The 22130-nt window shown below is 67.5% G+C and carries 19 protein-coding genes, 1 tRNA gene and 2 pseudogenes; 9 read left to right on the top strand and 13 right to left on the bottom strand.

Going from position 1 to position 22130, the window contains the following annotated elements:
* Positions 1 to 54 precede the first annotated feature (54 nt).
* On the bottom strand, positions 55 to 3354 hold the full coding sequence (locus AB0D85_RS40140) for a lectin (RefSeq protein WP_362331962.1): 3300 nt from the start codon (positions 3352 to 3354) through the stop codon (positions 55 to 57).
* 278 nt (positions 3355 to 3632) lie between these two features.
* Positions 3633 to 4286, bottom strand: a complete 654-nt coding sequence (locus tag AB0D85_RS40145; RefSeq protein WP_362331965.1) for a helix-turn-helix domain-containing protein — start codon at positions 4284 to 4286, stop codon at positions 3633 to 3635.
* A gap of 124 nt (positions 4287 to 4410) precedes the next feature.
* On the opposite strand from AB0D85_RS40145, the gene AB0D85_RS40150 reads away from it, so the two are divergent.
* The gene (locus tag AB0D85_RS40150) at positions 4411 to 5625 is read left to right on the top strand and encodes a cytochrome P450 (RefSeq protein ID WP_362331968.1); all 1215 of its coding nucleotides are present in this window, start codon (positions 4411 to 4413) and stop codon (positions 5623 to 5625) included.
* A 122-nt stretch (positions 5626 to 5747) separates the two neighbouring features.
* On the opposite strand, the gene AB0D85_RS40155 is transcribed toward AB0D85_RS40150, so the two are convergent.
* On the bottom strand, positions 5748 to 6485 hold the full coding sequence (locus AB0D85_RS40155; protein WP_362331971.1) for a hypothetical protein: 738 nt from the start codon (positions 6483 to 6485) through the stop codon (positions 5748 to 5750).
* A gap of 164 nt (positions 6486 to 6649) precedes the next feature.
* Between AB0D85_RS40155 and AB0D85_RS40160 the strand changes: the two genes are divergently transcribed.
* Positions 6650 to 7300, top strand: a complete 651-nt coding sequence (locus AB0D85_RS40160; protein WP_362331974.1) for a helix-turn-helix transcriptional regulator — start codon at positions 6650 to 6652, stop codon at positions 7298 to 7300.
* 277 nt (positions 7301 to 7577) lie between these two features.
* Here AB0D85_RS40160 and AB0D85_RS40165 read toward each other — a convergent pair whose 3' ends face one another.
* Complete coding sequence (locus AB0D85_RS40165; protein ID WP_362331977.1) at positions 7578 to 8543, bottom strand: WYL domain-containing protein; 966 nt, start codon at positions 8541 to 8543, stop codon at positions 7578 to 7580.
* Between the two features lie 92 nt (positions 8544 to 8635).
* Between AB0D85_RS40165 and AB0D85_RS40170 the strand changes: the two genes are divergently transcribed.
* Positions 8636 to 9001 (top strand): VOC family protein, encoded by a 366-nt coding sequence (locus AB0D85_RS40170; protein ID WP_362331980.1) that lies wholly within the window; start codon positions 8636 to 8638, stop codon positions 8999 to 9001.
* 71 nt (positions 9002 to 9072) lie between these two features.
* Positions 9073 to 9318: pseudogene (locus AB0D85_RS40175) on the top strand (leucine zipper domain-containing protein); the annotation flags it as partial.
* A 490-nt stretch (positions 9319 to 9808) separates the two neighbouring features.
* Here the strand turns inward: AB0D85_RS40175 and AB0D85_RS40180 are convergent.
* The 4 genes from AB0D85_RS40180 to AB0D85_RS40195 all read right to left on the bottom strand — a co-directional run bounded on the left by AB0D85_RS40180 (position 9809) and on the right by AB0D85_RS40195 (position 13166).
* Positions 9809 to 10771, bottom strand: a complete 963-nt coding sequence (locus AB0D85_RS40180; RefSeq protein WP_362331983.1) for an aldo/keto reductase — start codon at positions 10769 to 10771, stop codon at positions 9809 to 9811.
* A gap of 100 nt (positions 10772 to 10871) precedes the next feature.
* Positions 10872 to 11942 carry an amidohydrolase family protein gene (locus AB0D85_RS40185; protein ID WP_362331986.1) on the bottom strand — a complete coding sequence of 357 codons (1071 nt, stop codon included), beginning with the start codon at positions 11940 to 11942 and terminating at the stop codon, positions 10872 to 10874.
* A gap of 192 nt (positions 11943 to 12134) precedes the next feature.
* Positions 12135 to 12602: a hypothetical protein gene (locus tag AB0D85_RS40190; RefSeq protein WP_362331989.1), complete on the bottom strand. Its 468-nt coding sequence runs from the start codon at positions 12600 to 12602 to the stop codon at positions 12135 to 12137.
* A gap of 333 nt (positions 12603 to 12935) precedes the next feature.
* Entirely contained in the window at positions 12936 to 13166 is a 231-nt protein-coding gene (locus AB0D85_RS40195; RefSeq protein WP_362332306.1) for a hypothetical protein, read from the bottom strand.
* Positions 13167 to 13485: 319 nt separating this feature from the next.
* Between AB0D85_RS40195 and AB0D85_RS40200 the strand changes: the two genes are divergently transcribed.
* Together AB0D85_RS40200 and AB0D85_RS40205 are read left to right on the top strand one after the other, a co-directional pair.
* On the top strand, positions 13486 to 13929 hold the full coding sequence (locus AB0D85_RS40200; RefSeq protein WP_362331992.1) for a nuclear transport factor 2 family protein: 444 nt from the start codon (positions 13486 to 13488) through the stop codon (positions 13927 to 13929).
* A 121-nt stretch (positions 13930 to 14050) separates the two neighbouring features.
* Positions 14051 to 15421 (top strand): annotated as a pseudogene (locus AB0D85_RS40205) (IS1380 family transposase).
* Positions 15422 to 15583: 162 nt separating this feature from the next.
* Here the strand turns inward: AB0D85_RS40205 and AB0D85_RS40210 are convergent.
* Together AB0D85_RS40210 and AB0D85_RS40215 are read right to left on the bottom strand one after the other, a co-directional pair.
* A complete protein-coding gene (locus tag AB0D85_RS40210) occupies positions 15584 to 16324 on the bottom strand; it encodes a hypothetical protein (protein ID WP_362331995.1) in 741 nt (246 codons plus the stop codon).
* 221 nt (positions 16325 to 16545) lie between these two features.
* Positions 16546 to 16722, bottom strand: a complete 177-nt coding sequence (locus AB0D85_RS40215; protein ID WP_362331998.1) for a hypothetical protein — start codon at positions 16720 to 16722, stop codon at positions 16546 to 16548.
* A gap of 724 nt (positions 16723 to 17446) precedes the next feature.
* On the opposite strand from AB0D85_RS40215, the gene AB0D85_RS40220 reads away from it, so the two are divergent.
* Positions 17447 to 18073 carry a TetR/AcrR family transcriptional regulator gene (locus AB0D85_RS40220; protein ID WP_362332002.1) on the top strand — a complete coding sequence of 209 codons (627 nt, stop codon included), beginning with the start codon at positions 17447 to 17449 and terminating at the stop codon, positions 18071 to 18073.
* Positions 18074 to 18185: 112 nt separating this feature from the next.
* On the opposite strand, the gene AB0D85_RS40225 is transcribed toward AB0D85_RS40220, so the two are convergent.
* The gene (locus AB0D85_RS40225; protein WP_362332005.1) at positions 18186 to 18782 is read right to left on the bottom strand and encodes a TetR family transcriptional regulator; all 597 of its coding nucleotides are present in this window, start codon (positions 18780 to 18782) and stop codon (positions 18186 to 18188) included.
* Between the two features lie 77 nt (positions 18783 to 18859).
* Between AB0D85_RS40225 and AB0D85_RS40230 the strand changes: the two genes are divergently transcribed.
* Positions 18860 to 20107 (top strand): MFS transporter, encoded by a 1248-nt coding sequence (locus AB0D85_RS40230; protein ID WP_362332008.1) that lies wholly within the window; start codon positions 18860 to 18862, stop codon positions 20105 to 20107.
* Between the two features lie 69 nt (positions 20108 to 20176).
* Positions 20177 to 20911, top strand: coding sequence for an SDR family oxidoreductase (locus AB0D85_RS40235; protein WP_362332011.1), 735 nt, complete (start codon positions 20177 to 20179; stop codon positions 20909 to 20911).
* A 538-nt stretch (positions 20912 to 21449) separates the two neighbouring features.
* On the opposite strand, the gene AB0D85_RS40240 is transcribed toward AB0D85_RS40235, so the two are convergent.
* Both AB0D85_RS40240 and AB0D85_RS40245 read right to left on the bottom strand, forming a co-directional pair.
* Positions 21450 to 21534: transfer RNA gene (locus tag AB0D85_RS40240), tRNA-Leu, on the bottom strand.
* Between the two features lie 137 nt (positions 21535 to 21671).
* Positions 21672 to 22097 (bottom strand): MarR family winged helix-turn-helix transcriptional regulator, encoded by a 426-nt coding sequence (locus AB0D85_RS40245; RefSeq protein WP_362332014.1) that lies wholly within the window; start codon positions 22095 to 22097, stop codon positions 21672 to 21674.
* Positions 22098 to 22130 lie beyond the last annotated feature (33 nt).

Consider the following 22130-nt stretch of genomic DNA (forward strand, 5'->3'; position numbering starts at 1 on the left):
TTCCCCGGGCGTGTGCCCGGGGAACCGGCCCCCTCGTTCGTGCCGTCGTGCCCCTTACTGGCCGAAGCCGTAGGCGAACAGGTGGTCGGTGCCCGTCGAGCCGGTCACCGGCAGCGTCACCGAGGCCACCTGCTTGGAGGGATCCAGCGGGACCTTCGTGGCGAAGACATAGGTCTTCACGCTGTCCCGGCCCCCGCTCCCGGTGTTGCGGTAGGCCGTCGTGACGGCCGTCGTGTCACCCGGCAGCGGCTGGCTCGACCCGGCGCCGAGTGTCCAGTCGGAGAAACCGACCGTCGCCTGGGAGGTGGTGCCGTCGGTGTAGGTGACGGTCAACGTGCCCGAGACCCCGCTGCTCGACGCGTTGGTCGCCGCGCCCAGCAGTCCCAGCGACGCCCCCGACGTGCCGGCCGGCATCGGGAGGGTCTGGCCGGCCATCTCCAGGTTGTCGAGCTGACCCGACGCCACCGTGGGCCAGGTGTAGGAGATGCCGTCGACCGTGAGGGTGGAGCCGCTCGTGACACCGGCCGCCGACAGCGCGTTCTGCGAGAAGGCCCAGCCGCCGCCGTCGAAGCCGCCCGAATAGCTGGTGCCGTCGGGGTAGATGCCCTCGTTGGTGGCGTACGGCCACAGCGCCCCGGGCTTGGCGACGGCCACCCGCAGGGCCGCCCCGGACAGGGCCGTACCGGTGCTGTGGTCGGTCAGTGCGAAGGTGACCGGGAACGTCCCCTCGTCGGCGCCGGCCGTCACCCGGACCTTCGCCTCGGCGCTGCCCGAGGCGGGCACGGTCAGCGAGCCGGACGCCGTGTCCACGGTGACCCCGGAGGGCGCCGTCGCCGTCCAGTCGACCGTGACGGGCTCGCCGCCGAGGTTGGTCAGGTCGAGGGTGCTGTCACCGCTCGTGCCCGGCTGGAGGACCAGACCGTTGCTGGGACCGGTCGCCGCCAGCACCCGGCCGCCGCCCGTGGTGTCCGACGGCGGCACCGCCGACGGGCCGGACGCCCAGGAGGTGTTCGGCTGGGTGCCGAGCGTGAAGTCGAGCGTGCCCGCGCCCTTGAGCTGCCGGTACGTCAGCCAGGAGGTGTTCCACGCCTTGCCCTTGACGTTCAGCGACTGCACGTACGGCGCGTCGGTCGCGGCCTGCGGCGCGTTGATCCGCACCGCCTTGCCGCCGTCGAGGCTCACCTGGGCCACCGGGAACGCCGGGCTGCCGAGCACCAGCGTGTCCGTGCCCGGGGTCTCCGGGTACATGCCGAGTTCGGACCAGACGTACCAGGAGCTCATGGCGCCCAGGTCGTCGTTGCCGAAGGAGCCGACCGGAGCGTTGAAGTACAGGCCCTGCTGGGCCTCGCGGACGGCCGCCTGGGTCTTCCAGGGCTCACCCGTGTAGTTGTACTCCCAGGGGATCTCCACGCTGGGCTCGTTGCTCAGGTCCGCGTTCGTGCCGCCGGGGTCGGTGATGTCGTCGAGCAGGCTGTCCAGGTAGGACGAGTACGCCTTGGCGCCGCCGCGTGCCTGGATGAGCTCCTGCAGGTTGAACGGGACCATGGGGGTGTACTGGGCGGAGGTGCCCTCCACGAAGCCGTTGGAGGTGCCGGGGGTGAAACCGCCCACGAACTGGCCGTCCTTGTTCTTCGCCTGCATATAGCCGGTCTGCGGGTTGAAGACGTTCATCCAGTCCTGGGCACGGGTGGCGAACTTCTCGTAGACGGACGCCTTTCCGAGCGACTTCGCGAAGGCCGCGAGGGCGTAGTCGGCGGAGTCGTACTCCAGTTGGGTGGAGACCGGGCCGTAGAAGTTGCAGCAGTTGTAGTCGTTCTCGTCGAGCGGGAGGTAGCCCTTGGCGTCCCGCACCGACTCGCCGGGGCGGTCGTTGTTCGGGACGGTGGCCTCGTGCTGGAGGGCGGCAAGCGCCTTGGCCGTGTCGAAGCCCTTCGCGCCGAAGGCGTACGCGTCGGTGATGATGCCGGCGGCCGGGTCGCCGACCATCACATAGCTCTCGCCGTTGTTCGAGGCCCACTTGGGCAGCAGGCCCGTCTGGTCGTAGCCGTTGAGCATCGAGGTGACGACGTCGCTCGCGACCTTGGGCTCGACCATCGCCATCAGCTGGGTCTGGGAGCGGTAGGTGTCCCAGCCGGAGTAGTTGGCGTACTGGGCGTGCTGTCCCTTGGCCAGCTTGTGGATCTGGTTGTCCATGCCCATGTACTGGCCGTTGTCGTCCGAGAAGACGTTCGGGTGCAGCAGGGCGTGGTAGAGCGCGGTGTAGAACTGCGTCTGCTGGTCGGCGGAACCGCCACCCACCCGGATGTTCTTCAGCACCGCGTTCCAGGCGTCGTGGTTGGCCCGCTCGACCGCGCCGACGTTCCAGTTCCCGATCTCGGTGCGGAGGTTGGCCGCCGCGTTGGCGTCACTCGTGTACGAGACACCGACCTTCGCCGTCACCGTGGGGTTCGAGGAGGTGTCGAAGGTCAGGTACATGCCGTTAGCACCGGTCGTGGGCGGCTGGGCGGCCTCGGCCGTGGCGCCGCCCTGCACGGAGCTGTGGGCCGAGGCCTTGGCACCGCTCCCGTGGATCGTCGGGGCCGGTCTCACCGGGACGGTGAAGTGCTTCTCCTTCAGCCGCGCCGTGCTGGACGGCTGCGGGGTCTGCCGGACCTTTCCCGCCTCCAGCGAGGTCGCGTCGGGGGTGATGGTGCTGCCGACCCAGGTGCCGCTCGCCGTGAACGGCCGGTCGAACTTGATGTCGAAGTGCAGCGTGTACCTGTTGCCCGCGCCGCAGAAGTGACCGCTGTCGATCGCGCCGCTGATCTCCTTGCTGTTCACCACCTGGACGCGGGTTCCGTCCACCTGGGTGGCGCCCCCGCTGAGCTTGAACAGCAGGTTCGCCTGCTGACCCGCGGGGAAGGTGAAGCTGCCCAGCCCGGCGCGGGTGGTGTCGGTCAGTTCGGTCCTGACCCCGGACGCGTCGGTGACCTTGTAGGACCCGATGGCGGCCTGCTCGTCGGCGTGGCTGAAGCCGACGGAGGTGCTGCCGAGGTCGCCCGACAGCGCGCCGGTCACCGGCAGGACGGGCAGGTCGCCCGCGACCGGGCAGCCGGGTCCGGACACATGGGTGAGGCTGAAGCCGGAGATCTTCTTGTCGGCGTACTCGTAGCCGCCGCCGTCGGGGCGGTTGGGCGTCGTGTCCGGGCCCCACTGCACCATGCCGGCCGGCATGTCGGGTCCGGGGAAGGTGTCCACCGCACCGGAGGTGCCGATCAGGGGGTTGACGAGGGACGCGGGATCCTTCACCAGGGCCGGCGTCGCGGTGCTCGCGGCGTCGGCGCTTCCGATCGCCGGAAGCGGAAGGACTGCCATGCCCAGGACGCAGATCACGGCCAGGCGTTGACGGAATCTCGCGCGGTCGGGTGGTGCGGCTGAACGTCGGGGTCTCACCATCGGTTGCCTCCGCAGCAACTCGTGCTTCGCACATCAGGTGTCGGCGCGCCGAAAAACACCGGAATGCCGGCGACAGGCAACGGTTCTGGTCGCCCTAACGGCCTGACAACGTTGCCATGCACGAGTGTTGAGTGAAACGCCTGTGCTTGCGGCATGTCAACGAGGCCAACAAGACTTTCTGGGCGCGACGTTCGGCCCTACGACGTCCGGGTGAGGAGACTCAGCGCCTCGGCGAGCTGTTCGCGGTGCCGACGCAGCGCCTCGGGGGTGATGCCCCGCTCGGCCACGGCCTGGGCGAAGTCGTCGGTCGCCACCTTGAGCACGGCGCTCATGGCGGCGGCCCGCATCCGCACGTCGAGCGCGTCGGCGGGCCTGCCCGCGTGTTCGGCGAGCACCTCGGTGAACGTCTCCTCCGCGCGCTCCCGGAGCACCAGATAGACGGCTCGCAGCCCGGGTTCGTCGTGCGTCATCCGGACCACGGCGAGAACCGCCTCGGCGTCCCCGTCGGACGGCGAGTCGAGTGCGGGTCGATAGGCGGCGCGCAGGTGCTCCGTCAGGTCGGCCTCGGGCGGCCAGGCGTACAGGACCGTCTGGAAGGCACCGACCGACTTGGTGAGCAGCGGCTCCACGCAGCTCTCCTTGCTGGGGAAGTAGCGCCACAGCGTACGTTCCGAGACTCCGGCCGCCCGCGCGATCTGCTCGCCGGAGGTGGCGGCCACGCCCTGCTCGGCGAAGAGCCGGACCGCGTGGCGGGAGATGTCGAGGCGCTGCCGCTCCCGTTGCCGGTCGCTCACCGGCGGCCGCCCGCGGCGCGGCGTTATCGGGCCGCTGTCCACCGTCAAGTCCTCCATCGGGCGATCCAAGCACGCCCGCGCCACGGATGGACTGGCCGAAATCATTATTGGCAGTCACTGACAATAAAGTGCTACGGTCGAAATGCCGGAAGATCGCGTTCCGAGGTCCAGGAGGAGGACCATGAGCGTCGCAGCCGAGCCTTCACAACTACCTTTCGCACGGCCGAACGTGCTCGATCTCGCACCTCTGTACGAGGTGCTGCGCCGGGAGGCGCCGATCACGCCAGTCACCACACCGGCCGGGGATCCCGCCTGGCTGGTCACCCGTTTCGAGGAGGTGCGCGACCTCCTCGGCGACAAGCGGTTCGGCCGCTCCCACCCCGAGCCGGAACGGGCGTCCCGCATCACGACCGCCGCGGTCCAGGAGGGCCCCTCCGGCGACTACGCCACGGAGGAGGCCGACCATACGCGGATGCGCCGACTGCTGACCCCGGCCTTCTCGGCCCGGCGCATGATGATGCTCTCCGATCACGTACGCCATCTCGTGGACGGCTGTATCGACCGGCTGGCCGCCGAGCGGGCCGCCGCGCCCGACGGGGTGGTCGACCTGCATGCCGGGCTGGCCTTCCCGGTGCCGGTCGCGGTCATCTGCCGACTGCTCGGAGCGCCCGAGAGCGACCGCGAGTACTTCGCCTCGCTGTCGGAGCGGATGGCGAACCACGCCATCGGCGACGAGGCGGCCCACCGGGCACGGGACGAGTTCAACGACTACATGACCGGCCTCGCCGAGGCCAAGCGCGCCCGGCCCGGCGAGGACGTCATCTCCGACCTCGTACGCGCCCAGGACGCCGACCAGGACTTCGACTACGCCGAGATGATCCGGCTCTGCGTCGGACTGCTGTTCGCGGGGCACGAGACCACCGTCAACCGTATCGGCCTGGGCACGCTCTTCCTGCTCACCCGGCCCGAGCAGTGGCAGGCGCTGACCGCCGACCCGGCCGGCCGGGTCAACGCCACCGTCGAGGAGATCCTGCGCCTGGGCGCGCCCGGCGACCTCGGTCTGCTGCGCTACGCCCACACCGACGTCGACATCGCCGGAGTCACCGTCCGGCGCGGCGACGCCGTGATCATCTCGATCAACTCGGCCAACCGCGACGCGGCCGTCTACACCGACGCCGAGACCTTCGACCCCGACCGTCCGGAACGCAACCATCTCGGATTCGGCCACGGCCCGCACTTCTGCATCGGGGCGAGCCTGGCCCGCACGGAACTGCGCATCGTGTTCGCCACCCTGGCCGAGCGCCTGCCCGGTCTCCGCCTCGCCAAGAACATCGACGAACTCAAGATCCGCACCACCCTCACCGGCGGCGTCAGCGAGCTTCCCGTGACCTGGTGAACGCGCGCGGTGCCGGCCGGGAGCGATCCCGGTCGGCACCGCGCCGACGGCCGCTCCCCGTGGAGAAGTACGGCCCCTGCCGCTTGATCGAACTCCTCCTCCAGGGGCTGCGGCAACCGCGGTCACCCTGGTGTCGGCACCTTGCGGGTCATGGCGGTCAGTTCGGTACGACGGTGGCGGCGATGCGTGGTTTGCCCTCGCCGGCCGCGTTCCAGGTGTCCATGAACACCCGGTAGTGGTGGCCCGGGGTGAGCCCGTCGACATGGGCGGTGCGTGCCGAGGCCGGGTAGCCGATGATGCGGGAGTGCACCAGTGGGGTGGGCGATGCCGCTGACCGGGTCCGACCACGGCGACTTCAGGTCCCCGGCGGCCGCACGCACCCGCACCTCGTAGCGGTGGCCGTCGTACGGCTGGTTGGTGAACTGCCGGCCCAGGTCCCACCGGTTGGCCTCGGCACCGGGACTGCTGTCCGTCCAGTCGGACGTGCCGCCGTCGGTGACTTCGCGCCACTGGACGTCGTAGCCGTGCGCGCCGAAGACCTTGGGCCAGGTCACGGTCACACCCTGCTGCGTGCCGTCGAACTTCAGGTCGGTCGGGGTGGCCGATGACCGATCGGGCACACCGGCCGGCACCGTGAGCGCGGCCGAGCCGACCCCGAGCCTCTCGTGCAGCACGGAGCTGAACGCGCCGGCGAGGCGGTACTCGCCCAGCGGGTCGGGGTGCAGCCCGTCGTACGCGGTCGCGCACGTGGCCGCGGTCGAATCGCAGCCCATCGCGATGTCGAGGTCGGCGATCACGACCGGGGAGGTGCCGGTGTTCCAGGTGGGAAGCGCCTCGGCCAGGGCCCAGTTGCCGGGCACTGGCCGCGGAGATCCACTGCACCCGCGGGGACACCGCCTCCGCCCGCGCCTGGCTCGACCTGGTCCCCGACACCCTCACCCATCCCCTGGCGGCGCGCGCCCGCCTGGCCCTGCGCTACTGGACGGGCCACACCGAGGAGGCGCTGGAAAGGGCCTGGGACGACGTGCGGCAGGCACGCAAGAACGGCCAACTCGCCGGTGTCGAACGGCTACTGCTGCGCGTCCTGTCGCTCGCCGCCCACCAGGACGACCGACCGCAGCTGGTCCGGCAGGCTCTGGAAGAACTGGAGACCCTGCACGAGGAGGCGGCCACACCCCTGACCCAGGAGGCCCTCCTCCTCGGGCGGGGCATCGCACACCGCGACGCGGACAGCGCGCTGACCGCCCACCGGCTGGTCGAACGCCGAGGCGACCTTCACCTGAGCATCATCAGCAGCCTGTGCCTGACCCACACCGCGGACGACCCCCGCCCCTGGCTGACCGAAGCCATGCAGAGCGCACGCAGCCTCGGTCTCGGACAGCCCTTCCGCGTCGCCGTGGCCCGCGCCGCCAAGCAGCGCGACATCCCGGTTCCGAGACTCCGTCAGACCACCGAGGAACTGACCGAACTCGACATCACCCTGGTACGGATGGTCAGCGACGGTGCGACCAACCGGCAGATCGCCACGGAACTCGCCTGCAGCCACAAGACCGTGGAACAGCGCCTGACCCGACTGTTCCAGCGCACCGGCACCCGCTCCCGCGCAGAACCCGCCAGCGCCTGGCTGAACGGAACCCTCACCCGCCCCGGCACCGCCGACGACCCAGCCGCCTGAAACGGCAAAGCACCCGCGCCCGGCCGGAAGCCGGAGGCGATCCCTCCCGGACGACCGGATTGGCCCGCGGGGCAGGGCAACCTGAGGGGCCGACCGCAGCCGCCACCTCGGCCTGAAAGTCGCCGTCGTCCTGAGCAAGGCACACGACGCCGCCCTCCTGCGTGCGGCAGGCCGGCTTCTTGGCCGCCGCGCGGCCGGCAAGCAGTCGCCCCGTCACCCGGGCCCGAACTCCGACTCGGTGGCCCGGACGACCACGTCGTCGTTTGGCTGTTGCGGATCAGGACGTTGGTGACGGCGCATAGTGGTGGGCAAGGTTGGTGGCGAGGTCACGGAGGTGAGCCCTGGCTTCGGTGGGGCCGTGCACAGTGATGGCGCTCCCGAACGGCAGTAGTGCTCGCACGTCCTCCAGATGCAGGAAGCGGATCGTCACCTTGTGGCCGGTGGCGGATTCCTCATGGTCGTCCTGGACGAGTCGTCGGCCAAGGATCCGTCGCGCTCGCTCGATCTGGGTCTGGTCGATGGTGGCGCTGACCTCTATCGCATGGCTGTCTTCCCACTGCTCAACGAGCGCTGCAGCGGCGGTGGCCAGGGTCTGGTTCTCGCGGATCCGTCGTGGCTGGTCGACTTCCTTCCACGCCGTGATCCGTTCGAGTCGGTACATCCGTGGCAGTCGGGCACAGTCGGCGACGAGGTACCAGATGCCGGCCTTGGCGAACAGCCCGTAGGGATCCACGACCAGGTCGCGTGGGCATGACTCGCGTGGGCTGTCGTACTCGATCCGTAGCCGGCGACCGCGCCGCACTGCGCCGATCAGCGAAGCCGGAGTCGTGCCGGAAGCACGGGCCTGGAGCCAGGGACGACTGTCCACGTGCACTACGTCGGTGAGCGGCAGGAGCTCATGAACCTGACGTGACTGTGTAGCGGCGATCTTGGAGAGCGCGCGCCGGCTTTCGACCGATGCGTCGAGCTCCGCGCGTTGCTTCTCGTCCAGCCCGGTGAGCGACAGATGATCACGCTCGCCCGGTGTGAGTCGCGTGAGGTCGGGCCCGGACCCGGGCAGCATGGTCACGCCTCCGAGGCGGCCCCGTTGCGCGGTCACCGGCAGACCGGCGTCGCGGAGCCAGTTCAGGTCCCGGGTGATGGTTCGAAGGGACACCCCGAGCGCCGAGGCAAGTTCCTGTGTGGTCACGGCATTCCTTGATGCGAGGAGCAGCATCAGGGAGAAGAAACGGTCTGGGGTCACACACCAAGTTTTTCAGGAATTACGACAGGATACGGCGCATATCCCGATCAGGCTGGTGGATGCGTACCTGCGACCTCTGAGAAGGACCAACCATGACCACATCCGTCGTGTCCATCGTCTACGTGAACGACGCTCCCGCCGCAGCGCGTTTCTACGGCGACCTCCTCGACATGAGGCCGTCGTTCGAGACGCCGGGATACATCACCTTCGACCTCGGGCCAGGCGCTGACCTCGGTCTGTGGTCCGGCCAGTTCGAGAATCTGTCAGCGGACGTCCCACGTACCGGTGAGGTGTGTCTGGCCATCAACGGTGGGCCCGACGAGCTCAATGCGATCTTCGAGCAGTGGCAGTCCAAGGGCGTCACGATCCTGCGCGAGCCGCATGATGCGGGGTTCGGGCTGACCTTCCTCGCAGCCGATCCTGACGGGAACCGTATCCGCGTCGCACCGCGGGACTGAAAAGCCACAACGCGGCAGGCGCACACGATAGGTGTCGCGCCTGCCGTCGTCTGACGTCGGGAGGACGACGAGTGCCCCACGCGAATACGCCCCTGAGCGCCCAGGGCCGTAGGCGGCTCGTGAGGCGGTGCCAGACACGTCCCATCGCCCACGTCGCCGCTGAGATGGGCATCTCCCGCGCATGCGCCGGCAAGTGGGTCAATCGCCGGCGGCTACACGGTGATACGGGCTCGCAAGACCGGCCGTCGAGCCCGCACCGGAGTCCGAACGCGACTCCAGCATGGGTCATCGAGCGGATCGGGTCCTGGCGCCGCGAGAGTGTCACCGACGTCGAGCCCGCATACACGGCGAACCCGGGCAGGAGCGCCTTCCCACAAGCGCGGCCGGCCCGACACGCCCGCCCTCTGGATCCGGGGCATCACCGCGACGCCCCGCTCCTACCGGGAACTTGTGAGGACGACGCGACGGCTCGTTCGGCCGACTGACGGATCTTCGCGTGGAAGCAGTCGACTGCCTTCTGCACCGCGGTCGGGCGCTATCAGCGCCTCGAAGGCAGGGGCGACTGAGACTCGTGGCGACCGTCCTGCCACGGGCGAGTTCGGTGTCCACGGGCCCGGCCTTGTCGAGTGCCGCTGCGAACAGCAGCTCATGTTTGGGTAGTTGAGTGTTCGCAAGGGTGAGGAGGCGTTCTCGCTCCAACCTGGACGGCACCTCGTGGTCCTGCCGGTGGAACGAGTGCCGGGCGGGGCCGATAGGCGTCATGGTTGGCCTGGTACCTGTCGGCATGCTTCGGTGGGTGCTGGGCCCTCACCGATGAATCAGGAAGATCTCGGATATTTCGTCTCGTTCCGCTTCGCCGATCTCCGCAGCCAGCGCCTCCCGAACCGCCCTCCAGTGATTGGGCCTGCTCGGAGAGACAATTGGCGCCGTGACCGCCGGGTGGGCAATAAGCCAAGCCAATGCCATCGCCGACACACTGATGTCACGTTCGCGTGCGCGCATGCGAAGTGCGTCAACGCACTTCAGATTTTCAGGCGTGTAGATGTTCGGGTAGTACAGGTCACCGGCTACCGCGATACGACTTCCTGGAGCCGCGGCCCTGCCATCCAGATAACGTTCGGAGAGCACACCTCCCGCCAGCGGGGAGAAAGGAGTGAAACCGAGCCCTTCCTGAGCAATGAGCGGGAGAAGGTCTCGCTCCACTCCACGGTCCAGGAGGCTGAAGCCGTTCTGCACCCATTCAGGACGGTCGAGACCTTCTGAGGCTGCCACTGAAAGCAGCTCTTCGAGTAGGCGGACACCCACATTGCTGACGCCAAAGGCCCTGATGGTGCCATTCTCGCGTGCGGCCGTGAAGGCTTCCAGGGTCTCGGTGACCGGCGTAGCCGGATCCGGCGAGTGCGACAGGTACAGGTCGACACGCCCAAGACGCTTGACGCTTTGGGCCAGTTGGCGCTCGATGTGAGGGCGTGAAAGATTTGCCCCTTGCGGCGAGTTTCCTACCTTGGTGGCCACGAGCATGCCGCTTCCAGCCCGCCCAGCCAGCCAATCCCCGACCACCCTTTCACTTTCCCCCGCGCCATAACTGTCAGCCGTGTCAACGACCCGAATCCCGAGTTGCTCCGCTTCATCAAGGCGACGCATTCCTTGCTCTGCACTGATTCCACGCCCGAGAGTCTTCGCCGAACTGCCCACTCCACCGATAGCGCCGGCCCCGAATATGAACTGGCTCGTCAAGACGCCACTGCGCCCCAGTTCCTTGGTTTTCATGGTCACCCTGCCCCCTCCGCCCATGGCGCTCAAATCAAATACAAGAGTGCTGTGCGTGATAATTCACGGAGACCTGGAATGCCCACCTGTCAATGGGTTCTCAGACGGCTACATGGTGTTTGTCACCGGCACACCACACACTCACGATCCTCCGAACGGCGCGGATGTCGTCTCGTGGGTCGCCGTCGATCAGTACAAGGTCAGCACGCATGCCGGGCCTGATCGCGCCGCGGTCGTTCAGGTCGAAGCACCGGGCCGGCACGCTGGTCGCCGCCCGCAGCGCAGCCAGGGGCGTCAACCCTGCCTCAACGAGGAGTTCGAGTTCGTCGTGAAGGCTGGATCCGTGCGGGATGACAGCTGGTCCGGGCCCTACGTTCGCATCGGTGCCTGCCAGGACGGGTATGCCCGCCGCATGCATTGCGCTGACGCTGGCGCGCGCCGCCCCGTAGTCGCCGCCCGCCCCGTTCGCGTTCTCGCAGACTCTCTTCATCATGATCAGCGTGGGGACGACGATGTGATTCCCGCGTGCCATGCGTGCCACCGTCTCGGGGCTGAGTGGCCGGTCGAGCGGAACGTGGGTCAGCACATCGACGCCGGCTTCGACGGCCATTTCGTAGGCTTCGGCCGCAACGGCATGGGCGACGACGCGTTTGCCGTGCTGATGAGCGGCCGCGACCAGGGCGTCGAGCGTGGGCTGTTCGATATTTCCAGTGCCGGGGCGTTCTGTGACGACCTTGATGTAATCCACCCCCTCTGCCACGCGCTCAGCTACGAACTTCCGCGCTTCTTCGGGTTCGGAGATTATGCCTTCCGCGGGAAATCCTGGGATTTTCGCGTGGCCACCGCCGGGGCCGACGGCGGGGAGGCCGGCCGTACGAAGATCGGTGGCACCAGGAAGGTTGCGCAGGCCGTCGACGACCGCTGGCGGCCAGGAGGCCATCACCAGGCCGGTCGTGATGCCATGAGAGCGCAACTGCGCTTGTTCGGCCGGGGTATTGACGTGCACGTGGGCGTCGATCAGGCCAGGTATGAGCGTGGCTCCCTGAGCATCGAATGTCTGCGCCCTTGACGGGTCATCGGTGATGAGTCCGTCGTCGATGGTGATGGCACTGCGGGGGCCGATGGCGGCGCCGTCACATACACGGACGTTGGCCAGGGTGATTTTCGGCATGACGAGATCTTCCTGATCGAGGCGAAGGACCAGGCCTGGACCGAGACGCCTTTGAAATGTGGGGCTTCGATCTCGTGCCCTGGTCTGGGGCGTCGAGAGAATCGACCGTTCGCTCACGAAGCCAGGCAGCTATGTCGCACGCGTGCCGCGCTCGCAGGCTGAACCGAGCGCGGGACGAAGCCCGTTAACGGGTCAGACGTGCTTCGGAGCGCGTATGAACAGGTGGTGCGCGGCGGGACCGGCGACAGCAAGGACAGCGAAGAGGCCGACGGCGACGATGATGTCCGGGTGCGCGTTGCCTGCCTGCTGGAGGATCCACTGCACGCCGGCCGCGACGACGAGGAGCCCGAGCTTGGCACCGATGATCCAGCTGTACGAGACCTCCGGCATCGGAGTGGCACCGGGCCTGGCCGCCCGCTTGCCCAGGCGGCTGCGGACGACGACGAGCATGACGATGAGGATGGCGAGGTCGTGCCAGATGTGAGAGATGAGGGACTCGCCGCTGCTGGCGATCCACACGCCGCCGAGGATGAGACCCATGGCGATGTAGACGAGGCGGATCATCAACGGCGAGTTGGTCGGGCTCTTTGGCTGCTGGGGAGCCTGCTCGCCGTAGGACGTGTAGGTGGTGTCGGCCGGACCGCCGGGAGAGAAGGACATGCGTGTGCTCCGGAGTTCGAGTCCCTTAAGAGACAAACTTGTTCACTAATGAGTGACGCTACCACCGTGCGGCCGTAGCTGTAGCCGAAACGCCGATCCGCCACGCAGGCACGCCGGGAAGTGCCGAGGGCGGCGTTCAGCGGCTACACCAGGGCGGCCCCGACCGACGCCGCAAGCGCGAGGTCCGCTTCGGCCCTGATGGCGAAGACGTGGCTGCGGATGCACTCGGCCTGGATGACCATCCACAGGTTCTCCACCAGACGCTGTCGAACGAGTCGCCGACCGAGCCCATGGACGCCTGAATACCGGCCCTGGCCAGGCGCGTTGTGAGCTTCACGGACATGTACCGAACGCATCGCGGATCACGGACAGCCACAGCAGCCCCTCCCCACCAGGGGTCACAGTCAGGTCGCTGACCAACTGCCGGTTCGGCCCGTTCGCGGCGAAGTCGCCTTGCACCAGAGCAGAGACCTGGACACCCTCACGCTTGAGGACGGCGTGCACGCGGGGTGAGCCGTAGATCCCACCGCACTCGTCGTGGACCTGCCGGATTCCGCCCGACAGTTCGGCGTCCCGGCGGCGCCGGCCGAACGGCTCGGCCCCGACCTGGCGCCACCACTAGCCTCGGGCTTTCACGAGTGGTGGCGTCTACCGCTTGCTCACAGACGCGGGTAGTGCTCCTGACCTGCAACGATGAGACCCGTGGAGGGTCCTGGCCGTTGGTGTCGAAGGAGCACTTCTCAGGTGAAGACCGCATGTCCGCGTCCAGCGCCACGGGTGGGGTCGGACGTGTGGGGTGCTGTTGGTCGAGACGGTCCGCAGTACGGGCCCGCATCAGGCGATAATGATCGTTAGCTGCCTGTGCGTATTACTTGGGGGTCTTGTGAGTCTGAGTCCGCGCGAGGTGTTTCTCCGGCTTGTTCATGGTGTCGCCGACGGGAACTCAAGCGGGTTGCCTGACCTGTATGGCGAGGTCACCGATGTCCGGCATCCGATGGCGACGCCGGAGTCCGAGCCGTTGACGAGTCGGCGGGCGCTCCGGGAGCACTTCACGGTGCCGCCGGAAGTTCGGGAGTCCTTGCCGAAGAGGACTGTCGTCGATGTCGTCGTCCACGAGACCGCCGATCCTGAAGTGATCGTCGCCGAGTTCGCTTACGAGTTCACGTTGCCGGACGGATCCGTGGCCAAGGTGCCCTGCGTCTTCGTCATGCGTGTGCGGGACGGTCAGATCATCGAGTCACGCGACTACATCGACCCGATCCGTACGTACACGGCACGCGGGGACCTTGACCGCCTCATCGCGTCGTTGCGCAAGGGCGTTTCCTGAACCCGCGCTTGCCGAGGTGGGCTGTCCAAGAGTTGACCAGAAACACGGAAAGTGCTCTTGACCTGCAACGATAGGACTTGCTGAGGATCCTGTTGGCTGCGAGGGAAAGAGTACTTTCCAGGTGAGAGAGCCTATCGCGTCCTACCCACGCGTCCGTGTCCAGGGTGACGGCCGGCAGGTGGTCTCGCAGGCCGGTGCGGCCCTGTTGGCGGAGACGGTCCGCAAGACCGGTCTTGACCGGGCGATATCCGCGGCATTGGCGCCCTGGCAGAAACCGCGGGCCGTCCACGACCCGGGCAAGGTCCTCCTGGACCTCGCGCTGGCGGTCGCGCTCGGCGGGGACTGCCTCGCCGACGTCGCACTGCTGCGGTCCGAGCCGGCCGTGTTCGGACCGGTGGCCTCCGACCCGACGGTCTCCCGCCTGATCGACACCCTCGCCACCGCCGGCGGGAAGGCACTGACCGCGATCCGCGCGGCTCGGGCCGAAGTCCGCAGCCGGGTCTGGGAGTTGGCTGCAGGTCGGGCTCCGGACGCCGACGGGCGGGTGACCGTGGACCTGGACGGAGTGCTGGTCCTCGCGCACTCGGACAAGCAGGACGCCGCCCCGACCTGGAAGAAGACCTAAGGCCACCACCCGCTGATGGGATTCGTCGACCACGGACCGGGCGGAACCGCCGAGGCCGCCGCGGCCCTGCTGAGGCCGGGCAACGCGGGCTCGAACACGGCCGCCGACCACATCAGTGCCGCCCGCCTCGCTCTGGCCCAACTGCCGAAGAAGTACCGGCGCGGGCGGCAGACCCTCATCCGCTGCGATTCCGCAGGCGGCACTCACGAGTTCGTCGCCTGGCTCGCCCAGCGCGGGCGCTGGTTGTCCTACTCGGTCGGCATGGTGATCACCGAGGCCATCCACAGCCACGTCCTCAAGATCCCAGCATCAGCCTGGACCCCGGCCGTCGAGACGGACGGCGAGGTCCGCGACGGCGCCTGGGTCGCCGAACTCGCCGGCGACGTCCTGGACGGCTGGCCCAAGGGCCTGCGGCTGATCGTCCGCAGGGAACGGCCACACCCCGGTGCCCAGTTGAGAATCACGGACGCCGACGGCATGCGGATCACCTGTTTCGCCACGAACACCCTCGACCGGCCGATCGCCGAGCTCCGCCACCGGCTGCGGGCCCGCGCGGAGGACCGCATCCGGGCCGCGCGTTCGACCGGCCTGCGCAACCTTCCCCTGCACGACACCGCGCAGAACGGCATCTGGCTGGAGATCGTCCAGATCGCTCTCGACCTGCTGGCCTGGATGCCCATGCTCGCCCTGACCGGCCAGGCAAGGCTCTGGGAACCGCGCCGCCTGCGGTTCCGCCTGTTCTCCGCCGCCGGCCAACTCGTCACCACCGGCCGGCGCCGCATCCTCCGCCTCGCCCGCCACTGGCCCTGGGCCCACGAGATCACAGGCGCCCTCGAACGGCTCACCCTCCTGCCGAACCCCGGCTGACCAACAGATTCACCTGTCCCTACGAAAAGAGGACCCAGCCCGGAGCAGTGGAACCCGGCGCCCACCCGACGCGACACTCGGGCCGCCAGCATGCCCACCATCAGCCACAGAAAGCGAAACGGCCCACCCACTCCGTTGGCGGACCGTCATGCAAGATCGAGGCTAGTTCAGTTGGAGGGGCTTGACGAGATCCCAAATGAACGGATTTCCCCGGGAATTGATCTTCTGGGATGCTATCTCGTTCGAAGTGATTTCCAGGTAGGAGCTGTTCCCGCCGGCGGAGGCAACAACCCGGAGGATGTCGTAACCCTTCCATTGTTGGCCGGGCGCGGCCTTGTCGTACGAGGTGGTATGCCCGATTTTCACCTGCGCCTGGAGGTAGTTCGAGAACTTCAGCCAACTTGCCGCACCGGGGTTGAAGTTCGCCTGGTATGGGGGCGGACTGGGCAGCAGTTGTGCGCCCGGTGTGCTGTTCACGATGTTGACCAAGATCGTGGATTCCACGACGTTGATCCATTCCTGCCATTCGATGGACAGTGCATATCCTGCGGCCTTCTTGACGTCGCCCGTCAAGGAAGCGAGGTTGTAGCCGGTGGCACCGCGGATGGTGTCGAAGGCCATGCTCTTCTTCGCGTTGTGAAGCTCGAAGAAGAGGTCGTCGCGGACCTGCTCGTCCGTCTTGTTGCCCCCGCCCCCGCCGCTGTTCTGCCGCCAGACCGTGATCGAGTTGTCTGTCGGGTCATAATGTGCCGCCCCGGCCCCCGGGTTCAGATTGAGCTTGAGGGCACGCATGCTGGTGACGACGTTGTGAAGGAGTGACCTGAATTCGCTACTCCGGTTGTATAACTCGTCGTAGCGCTGGATCAGATACGCATCTGACGTGTTGTCGATCTTCGGTGCCATTGCAGGACCCCCAGTCCAGAAGCAGTTGCACGCGAGATGAGCAGTCGCGCGGTTCCTGCCGGGCACAGCCGAATCTCCCGGCGCTCGGCCCGAGATCGCCCGAGCGGTTTCCGGGTGCAGATCCGCCCCCTTTGCGGTACCGCGTCCCGGCAGGCTACCCCGGACCGTGGGGTGGCAATCCCGGCATTGTGTGGTCAAGTCGGGTAGCAGGGGTGATGCGCTCAGCGGGTGAGACCGAGCTCGCGTAGGGCGTCGGCCGGGTGGTAGTGGTCGTGGGCGGCGGCATTGTTCTTCCATCCGGCGAGGTGGGCGAGGCTGATCGCCAGGCTGCGGAAGGTGGCGAGGGCCCGGGGAAGGCTGCCGGCGCGGGCCCGGCCGGCGTCTTCGCCGACGGTCATATCTCGTGGGAGAGCTGTCAGTCAGCGATTGAGCGCTCCCGTGTTGGCCCTATGCCCATGGGCGTAGTCGCTGATCGAAGGTGAGGAGACGCGGCCTCTTCTTCGCTCTGGCCGCCGACAAGAGACGGCTTGCTACTCGCATGCCGGCCGAGCGCTTGGAGGTACACGCGCCCGGCATTCTGGTGGGCTGGAGATCACGGCAGACAGCCCGCGCCTGGAGTCCAACGACGTAGAGGACGGCGTGATGGTTCAGTTGGAGGGGCCCAGTAGTCCAAGCCGTCAGCTCCCCTCCCCCGAAAGAGACAGTCGGTGAGATGCTCCCAGTCGGGAGAACGGAACTCCGTGAGATGAACACCACGACGGCCTGGTCCTGTCGCAGAAAGGACGCCGGACCACCTGAACCCGAGCGTTCGCGTCCGGCCTGGGGAAGGACAACCGGCTTCCGTCACAGCCGGATTCGAATCAGCTCGGCCAGTGACTACATCACCTCACAGGACGTGATCCGGGTGCGGCCTACCCACCCACTGCGGCACGACGGCCAGGAATCCTGCTGCTCCGACCGCATTGGGTGTGCCCTCTGAGGACCCGGATCTTCTCAGGCCCCAACCCCGGCTGTCGCTCCGCCTGGAACGGCTGGGCTGCTCCCCAGCCGTGCAAGCCGTGGCCAGCTGCTGTGACAGGTGACTACGCATGGTTTCGCGCCACTACCAGTTATAAAGGAACCATGTCTTCGCAGTCCGCACCGCAGGATTCCGCATCGTCACCGAAGGCGACGCGCCGCCGAGGGGAGTCGTTGACCCGGGCCATCTATCTGACGACCTTGCGGGACCTCGCGGAGAACGGCTTCGACAAGCTGAGCTTCGACAAGATCGCGTCCAGCGCCGGGACCGGCAAGGCATCGCTGTATCGAAGGTGGTCGACGCCTGCTCAGCTCGTACTGGCGGCGCTCACTGATCCCGTCTCCGGTTTCGGTGCCCCGGCGGAGCCCAACACGGGCAGCCTGCGAAGTGACCTTGTGGCCATGCTCAACTCGTTGGCAGGCACAGTGGCCGAGCAGCCCCACGGCCGTGCGTTTCTGCCGTTGATCACGCAACGGCCACGGAACGCCGAACTGTACGCCAGTGTGCGTCGCCTCGTCATCGAGCCGCGTCGGCAGCAGTTCATGAACGTTCTGCGTGCCGCCGTGGACCGCGGAGAAGCTGATCCCGGAGCCGTTACCCCGTTGGTCGCGGCGGTCGGACCGGGCCTTGTCATTCAGGCGCTGATGGATCACGACCATGTGTCCCCGGCGGAAGTGAACGCCATCGTCGACGAAGTCCTGATGCCCTTGATCACTGCGCCTCGGCGCTGATCAGGGGTACCGGTCGCTGGGCAAGCCGGCTGGGCGAGCCGGCTTGGTGACCCGGCCACGCGCCCTTGGCACGGCGTACGAGATCACAGCACTGGTCATGAGGCTGTGGCCGTCACATCCGCTCGTCGGACGACCGCGCGACCATGCGCTGGGCGGCGTTGACGACGGCAGCCCGGCGGTTCGCCTGTGCTGAGCTGCCCGTGGTGAGCATACGGGCGATCTGAGGTGCGGCTGCCCAGTAGCTGGCGAGTGCAATGACCAGGAATACGAGGGTGCCCGGGTCGATGCTGTCGTCGATTACTCCGGCCCGCTGGGCTGCCTCGATGGTTGCGGCTTTGCCCGCATACAGCTCCGTCCGGCCCGGTTCCTCAGGAACGCTGCCGGTGTCGGCAAGCCCTTCCCAGAGGACCAGACGGGCAAGGTCGGGGTGCTCCTGCTGGTAGTCGAAGGTGCGTCCGGCGAAGTCACCGATGTCCGTGGGACCGGTGATGATCAACGGTACGGCTTCGGCGATCTTCTCCAGTTCGGTACGGATGACGACGGTGAAGAGGTGACTCTTGTCGCCGAAGTACGCATAGACACGCTCTCGGTTGACCGCGGCCCGCCCGGCGATGCGGTCGATCGTTGTGCCGTGCATGCCGAATTCAGCGAACTCTGCCAGTGCCGCCTCGTAGATGCGCCGCTTGGTCGCCTCGATGTCTCTGACCACAAAGCAACCCTATCGCCAACACCAACGTTGCCGTTGGTCGTCCGTGGGCATACCGTGAGCACTCGCCAACAGTAGTGTTGGCAGACGAGTGGGTGATGATGAATATCGATCAGTTAGGCAAAACGGACAGTCGAGGTGACTGTCCCGTTGAGCCGCAGAAGAGCCCTTCACGGCGGCTCGTGCTCCTGCTTGCGGCAGTCACCGGCACTGCGGCGGCCAACCTCTACTACGCGCAGCCTCTGCTGCCGGAGATCGCTCACGCGTTGTCCGTCTCGGAGGGCAGGACTGCACTGCTCGTGGCCGCGGCCCAGGTGGGCTACGCCCTGGCGCTCGCGTTCGTCGTGCCATTGGGCGATCTGACCGATCGCCGTCGACTGCTGACGGCGCTGCTTGCATCGAGCGCAGTCGCATTGAGCGTGGCCGCCTGTGCACCCGCGTTCAGTGCACTGGCCATGGCACTTGTCGTCGTCGGGGTGACTTCGTCAGCCGCGATGATCGCTGTCCCGCTTGCGGCATCGCTTGCCGGGGACGCGCTCCGCGGGCAGGTCGTCGGCACGGTCATGAGTGGCCTGCTGATCGGAATCCTGGTGGCACGGACCTTCTCCGGCCTGCTGGCCGACGTAGCGGGATGGAGATCCGTGTACGTGGTCGCTGCCGCGCTCATGGCCGTGATGGCAGTCGCCGTGCGGTCGATGGTGCCGGCCGTACCTGCGGTGGACGCCTTGTCGTATCGACGGGCGCTGCGCTCGATTCTCGAACTGGTGGCGACCCAGGCCGTACTCCGGCAGCGCATGGTGCTGGCAGCGATGGGCATGGCATGTTTCACCCTGCTGTGGACGTCGCTGGCTTTCCTCCTCGCGGGACCTGGTTACCGCTACTCACCAGTGACCATCGGCCTGTTCGGCCTGGCCGGGCTCGCCGGGGCGGTGGCCGCGCCACTGGCCGGCCGTCTCACAGATGCCGGGCATGCTCGTCGCCTCATGTCGGCTGCCCTGGGCGCCCTCCTGATCAGCTGGGGGCTTCTCGCCCTGGGGCAGCAGTGGCTGACTGCACTGATAGCGGGGATCGTTCTGCTTGATTTCGCCCTGCAAGGCTTGTCGATAAGCCATCAGACAGCCGTATACGCCCTCGTGCCCGAGGCGCGTAGCCGCTTGACGACGGCCCTGGTCGTGTCGCAGTTCATCGGCGGGGCCCTCGCCTCCGGCGCCGTCTCGCTTGTCTGTCCCGCAGCGGGATGGCCTGGCATCTGCGGTGCGGGGACTGTTCTTGCCGTCATGGCAACTGCCTGGTGGTTCCTCACCCAGAAGCGGTTGAACCGCGCCTGACCGAAACAGGTCGTCGTCTCATCTCACGCGTGCAGTAGGAAGGTCATAATGCTCGCAAACACAACAGCCGTGGTCACGGGGGCGTCCAGCGGCATCGGCGCCGCGACCGCCCGAGCGCTCGCCGCCGAAGGTGCCGACGTCGCGCTCATCGCACGGCGTCAGAGCCAGCTCAGCCAACTCGCCGACTCCATCAACGGACAGGGGGGCGGCTATGCACGGTGCTATCCGGCAGACGTCACCGACGCCGACGCCGTCCGCACGGCAATCGACGAGGCAGCAGCCGACTGCGGTGGGATCGACATCCTGATCAACAACGCGGGCAGCGGAACCTGGGGCCCCGCGATGACCGCCGACCTGGCCGACTGGCATGCGACAGTCGAGGTGAATCTCACCGGCGTACTCAACACCACGCACGCCGCGCTGCCTCATTTGTGCCGAGCCGCGGCCAACAGCGATCGAGGTGTCGCCGACCTCGTCACCATCAGTTCCATCGCAGGCCGCAAAATTCCAGGTGCGCACAGCAATGTCTACGCAGCCACCAAGCACGCCGTCTGTGCCTTCACCGAAGCCCTGCGTCAGGAACTCGCAGGCACACATGTACGTGCCGGCCTCGTGGAACCCGGCCTGGTGGTCACCGAACTCACCACCAGCGGGCGACGCCACGCACCCGACGCGACGCACCCCACTGGATACGGCCTGCTCCAGCCCGAGGACATCGCACACACCGTCACCTTCATGGTCACCCGGCCATCCCACGTAGCCCTCAACGAACTACTGGTACGCCCCACCGAGCAAACCATCTGACCCCACGAACCGATGGAAAGTGGCTGCCGAGAGGGGCCTGGACATCACGCTCTGCCCCATGCCTCCCGAAACCTCGAAGTCGAAAAACATCGAGCGCCGGCCGTTCAAACTCGGTACACGAGAGCTGCTCGCTCAGCACTTTGACCATGCGGGCGCGCCGGATTCGGCAACGTAGGCCACGTAGTTCTTCGTGAGAATGGCGCGGCCGGCCTCTGTGAACGTGATCAGTTCATTCCGGCAGGTCGGCTCGGCGACGAAGCCGGTGAGCCGACTCGACCAGCAGTCTCCCGTCGCTCCACGAGGAGCGCGGTGCCGACCGATGCCTGCGCCGCGGCGGTTCGTTGCCGGAAATGCTGCGCGACTGTGCGGCAGCGCCGAGTTCTCGGCCGGGCCCGAGACTTCCAGTGTTTCCGCAGTACAAGAAGATGTGCAGGCGGACATCTACCAGAACCTTGGACTCAAGCTGACGGTCGAGCCCGCAAAACAGCTTGTGCGGGCCGAGCATCGGCTCGACCCGCACAGGCAGGGTTCTCATCTGTGTCCGAGGGGGGACTTGAACCCCCACGCCCGTTAAAGGGCACTAGCACCTCAAGCTAGCGCGTCTGCCATTCCGCCACCCGGACTAGGTGTCTGCCGCCTGACCGGGGGTGTTCCCCGCGGCGACATGGACAACAATACCAAGCTTTCGGAGCGCCCTTCACCTGCGTTTCCGTCGATGTATCCGCAGGTCGGCGAGGTGTCACCGGCCGTGACCCGGCCGTTACCGGACGGGGAGCAGCGCGCGCAGGGCGCGGACGAGGGTCGCGGCCGTCTCCTCGTCCAGCGGGGCGAGGAAGCGGCGCTCGGCGGCCAGCCGGGCCTCCTCGGCCCGCGCCATCCGCTCGCGTCCGGTCTCGGTCAGTTCGACGATGTTGCGCCGCCGGTCCTGCGAGCTGCGCCGGCGGGCGACCAGTCCGCGCCGTTCCAGACCGTCGAGCAGGGCGACCATCGTCGTGCGGTCCACTCCGAGCCGCCCGGCCACCTCGATCTGGGACAGCGGCTCGGCTCCGGCCAGCACCACGAGCACTGCCAGTTCGTGCCCGTCCATGCCGTACGGCGCGAGGGTCTCGGCCGAGGTCCGGGCCAGCTCCGCCTGGACGTGCTTGAGGAGGTAGCCGAGCCGGGATTCGAGGGGGTCGTTGATCATGTCGTAGACGATATCGAAAACTGATCGTCAGCT

Origin of the sequence: Streptomyces sp. NPDC048277 (genome assembly GCF_040652235.1) — a bacterium.
GTDB lineage: Bacteria > Actinomycetota > Actinomycetes > Streptomycetales > Streptomycetaceae > Streptomyces.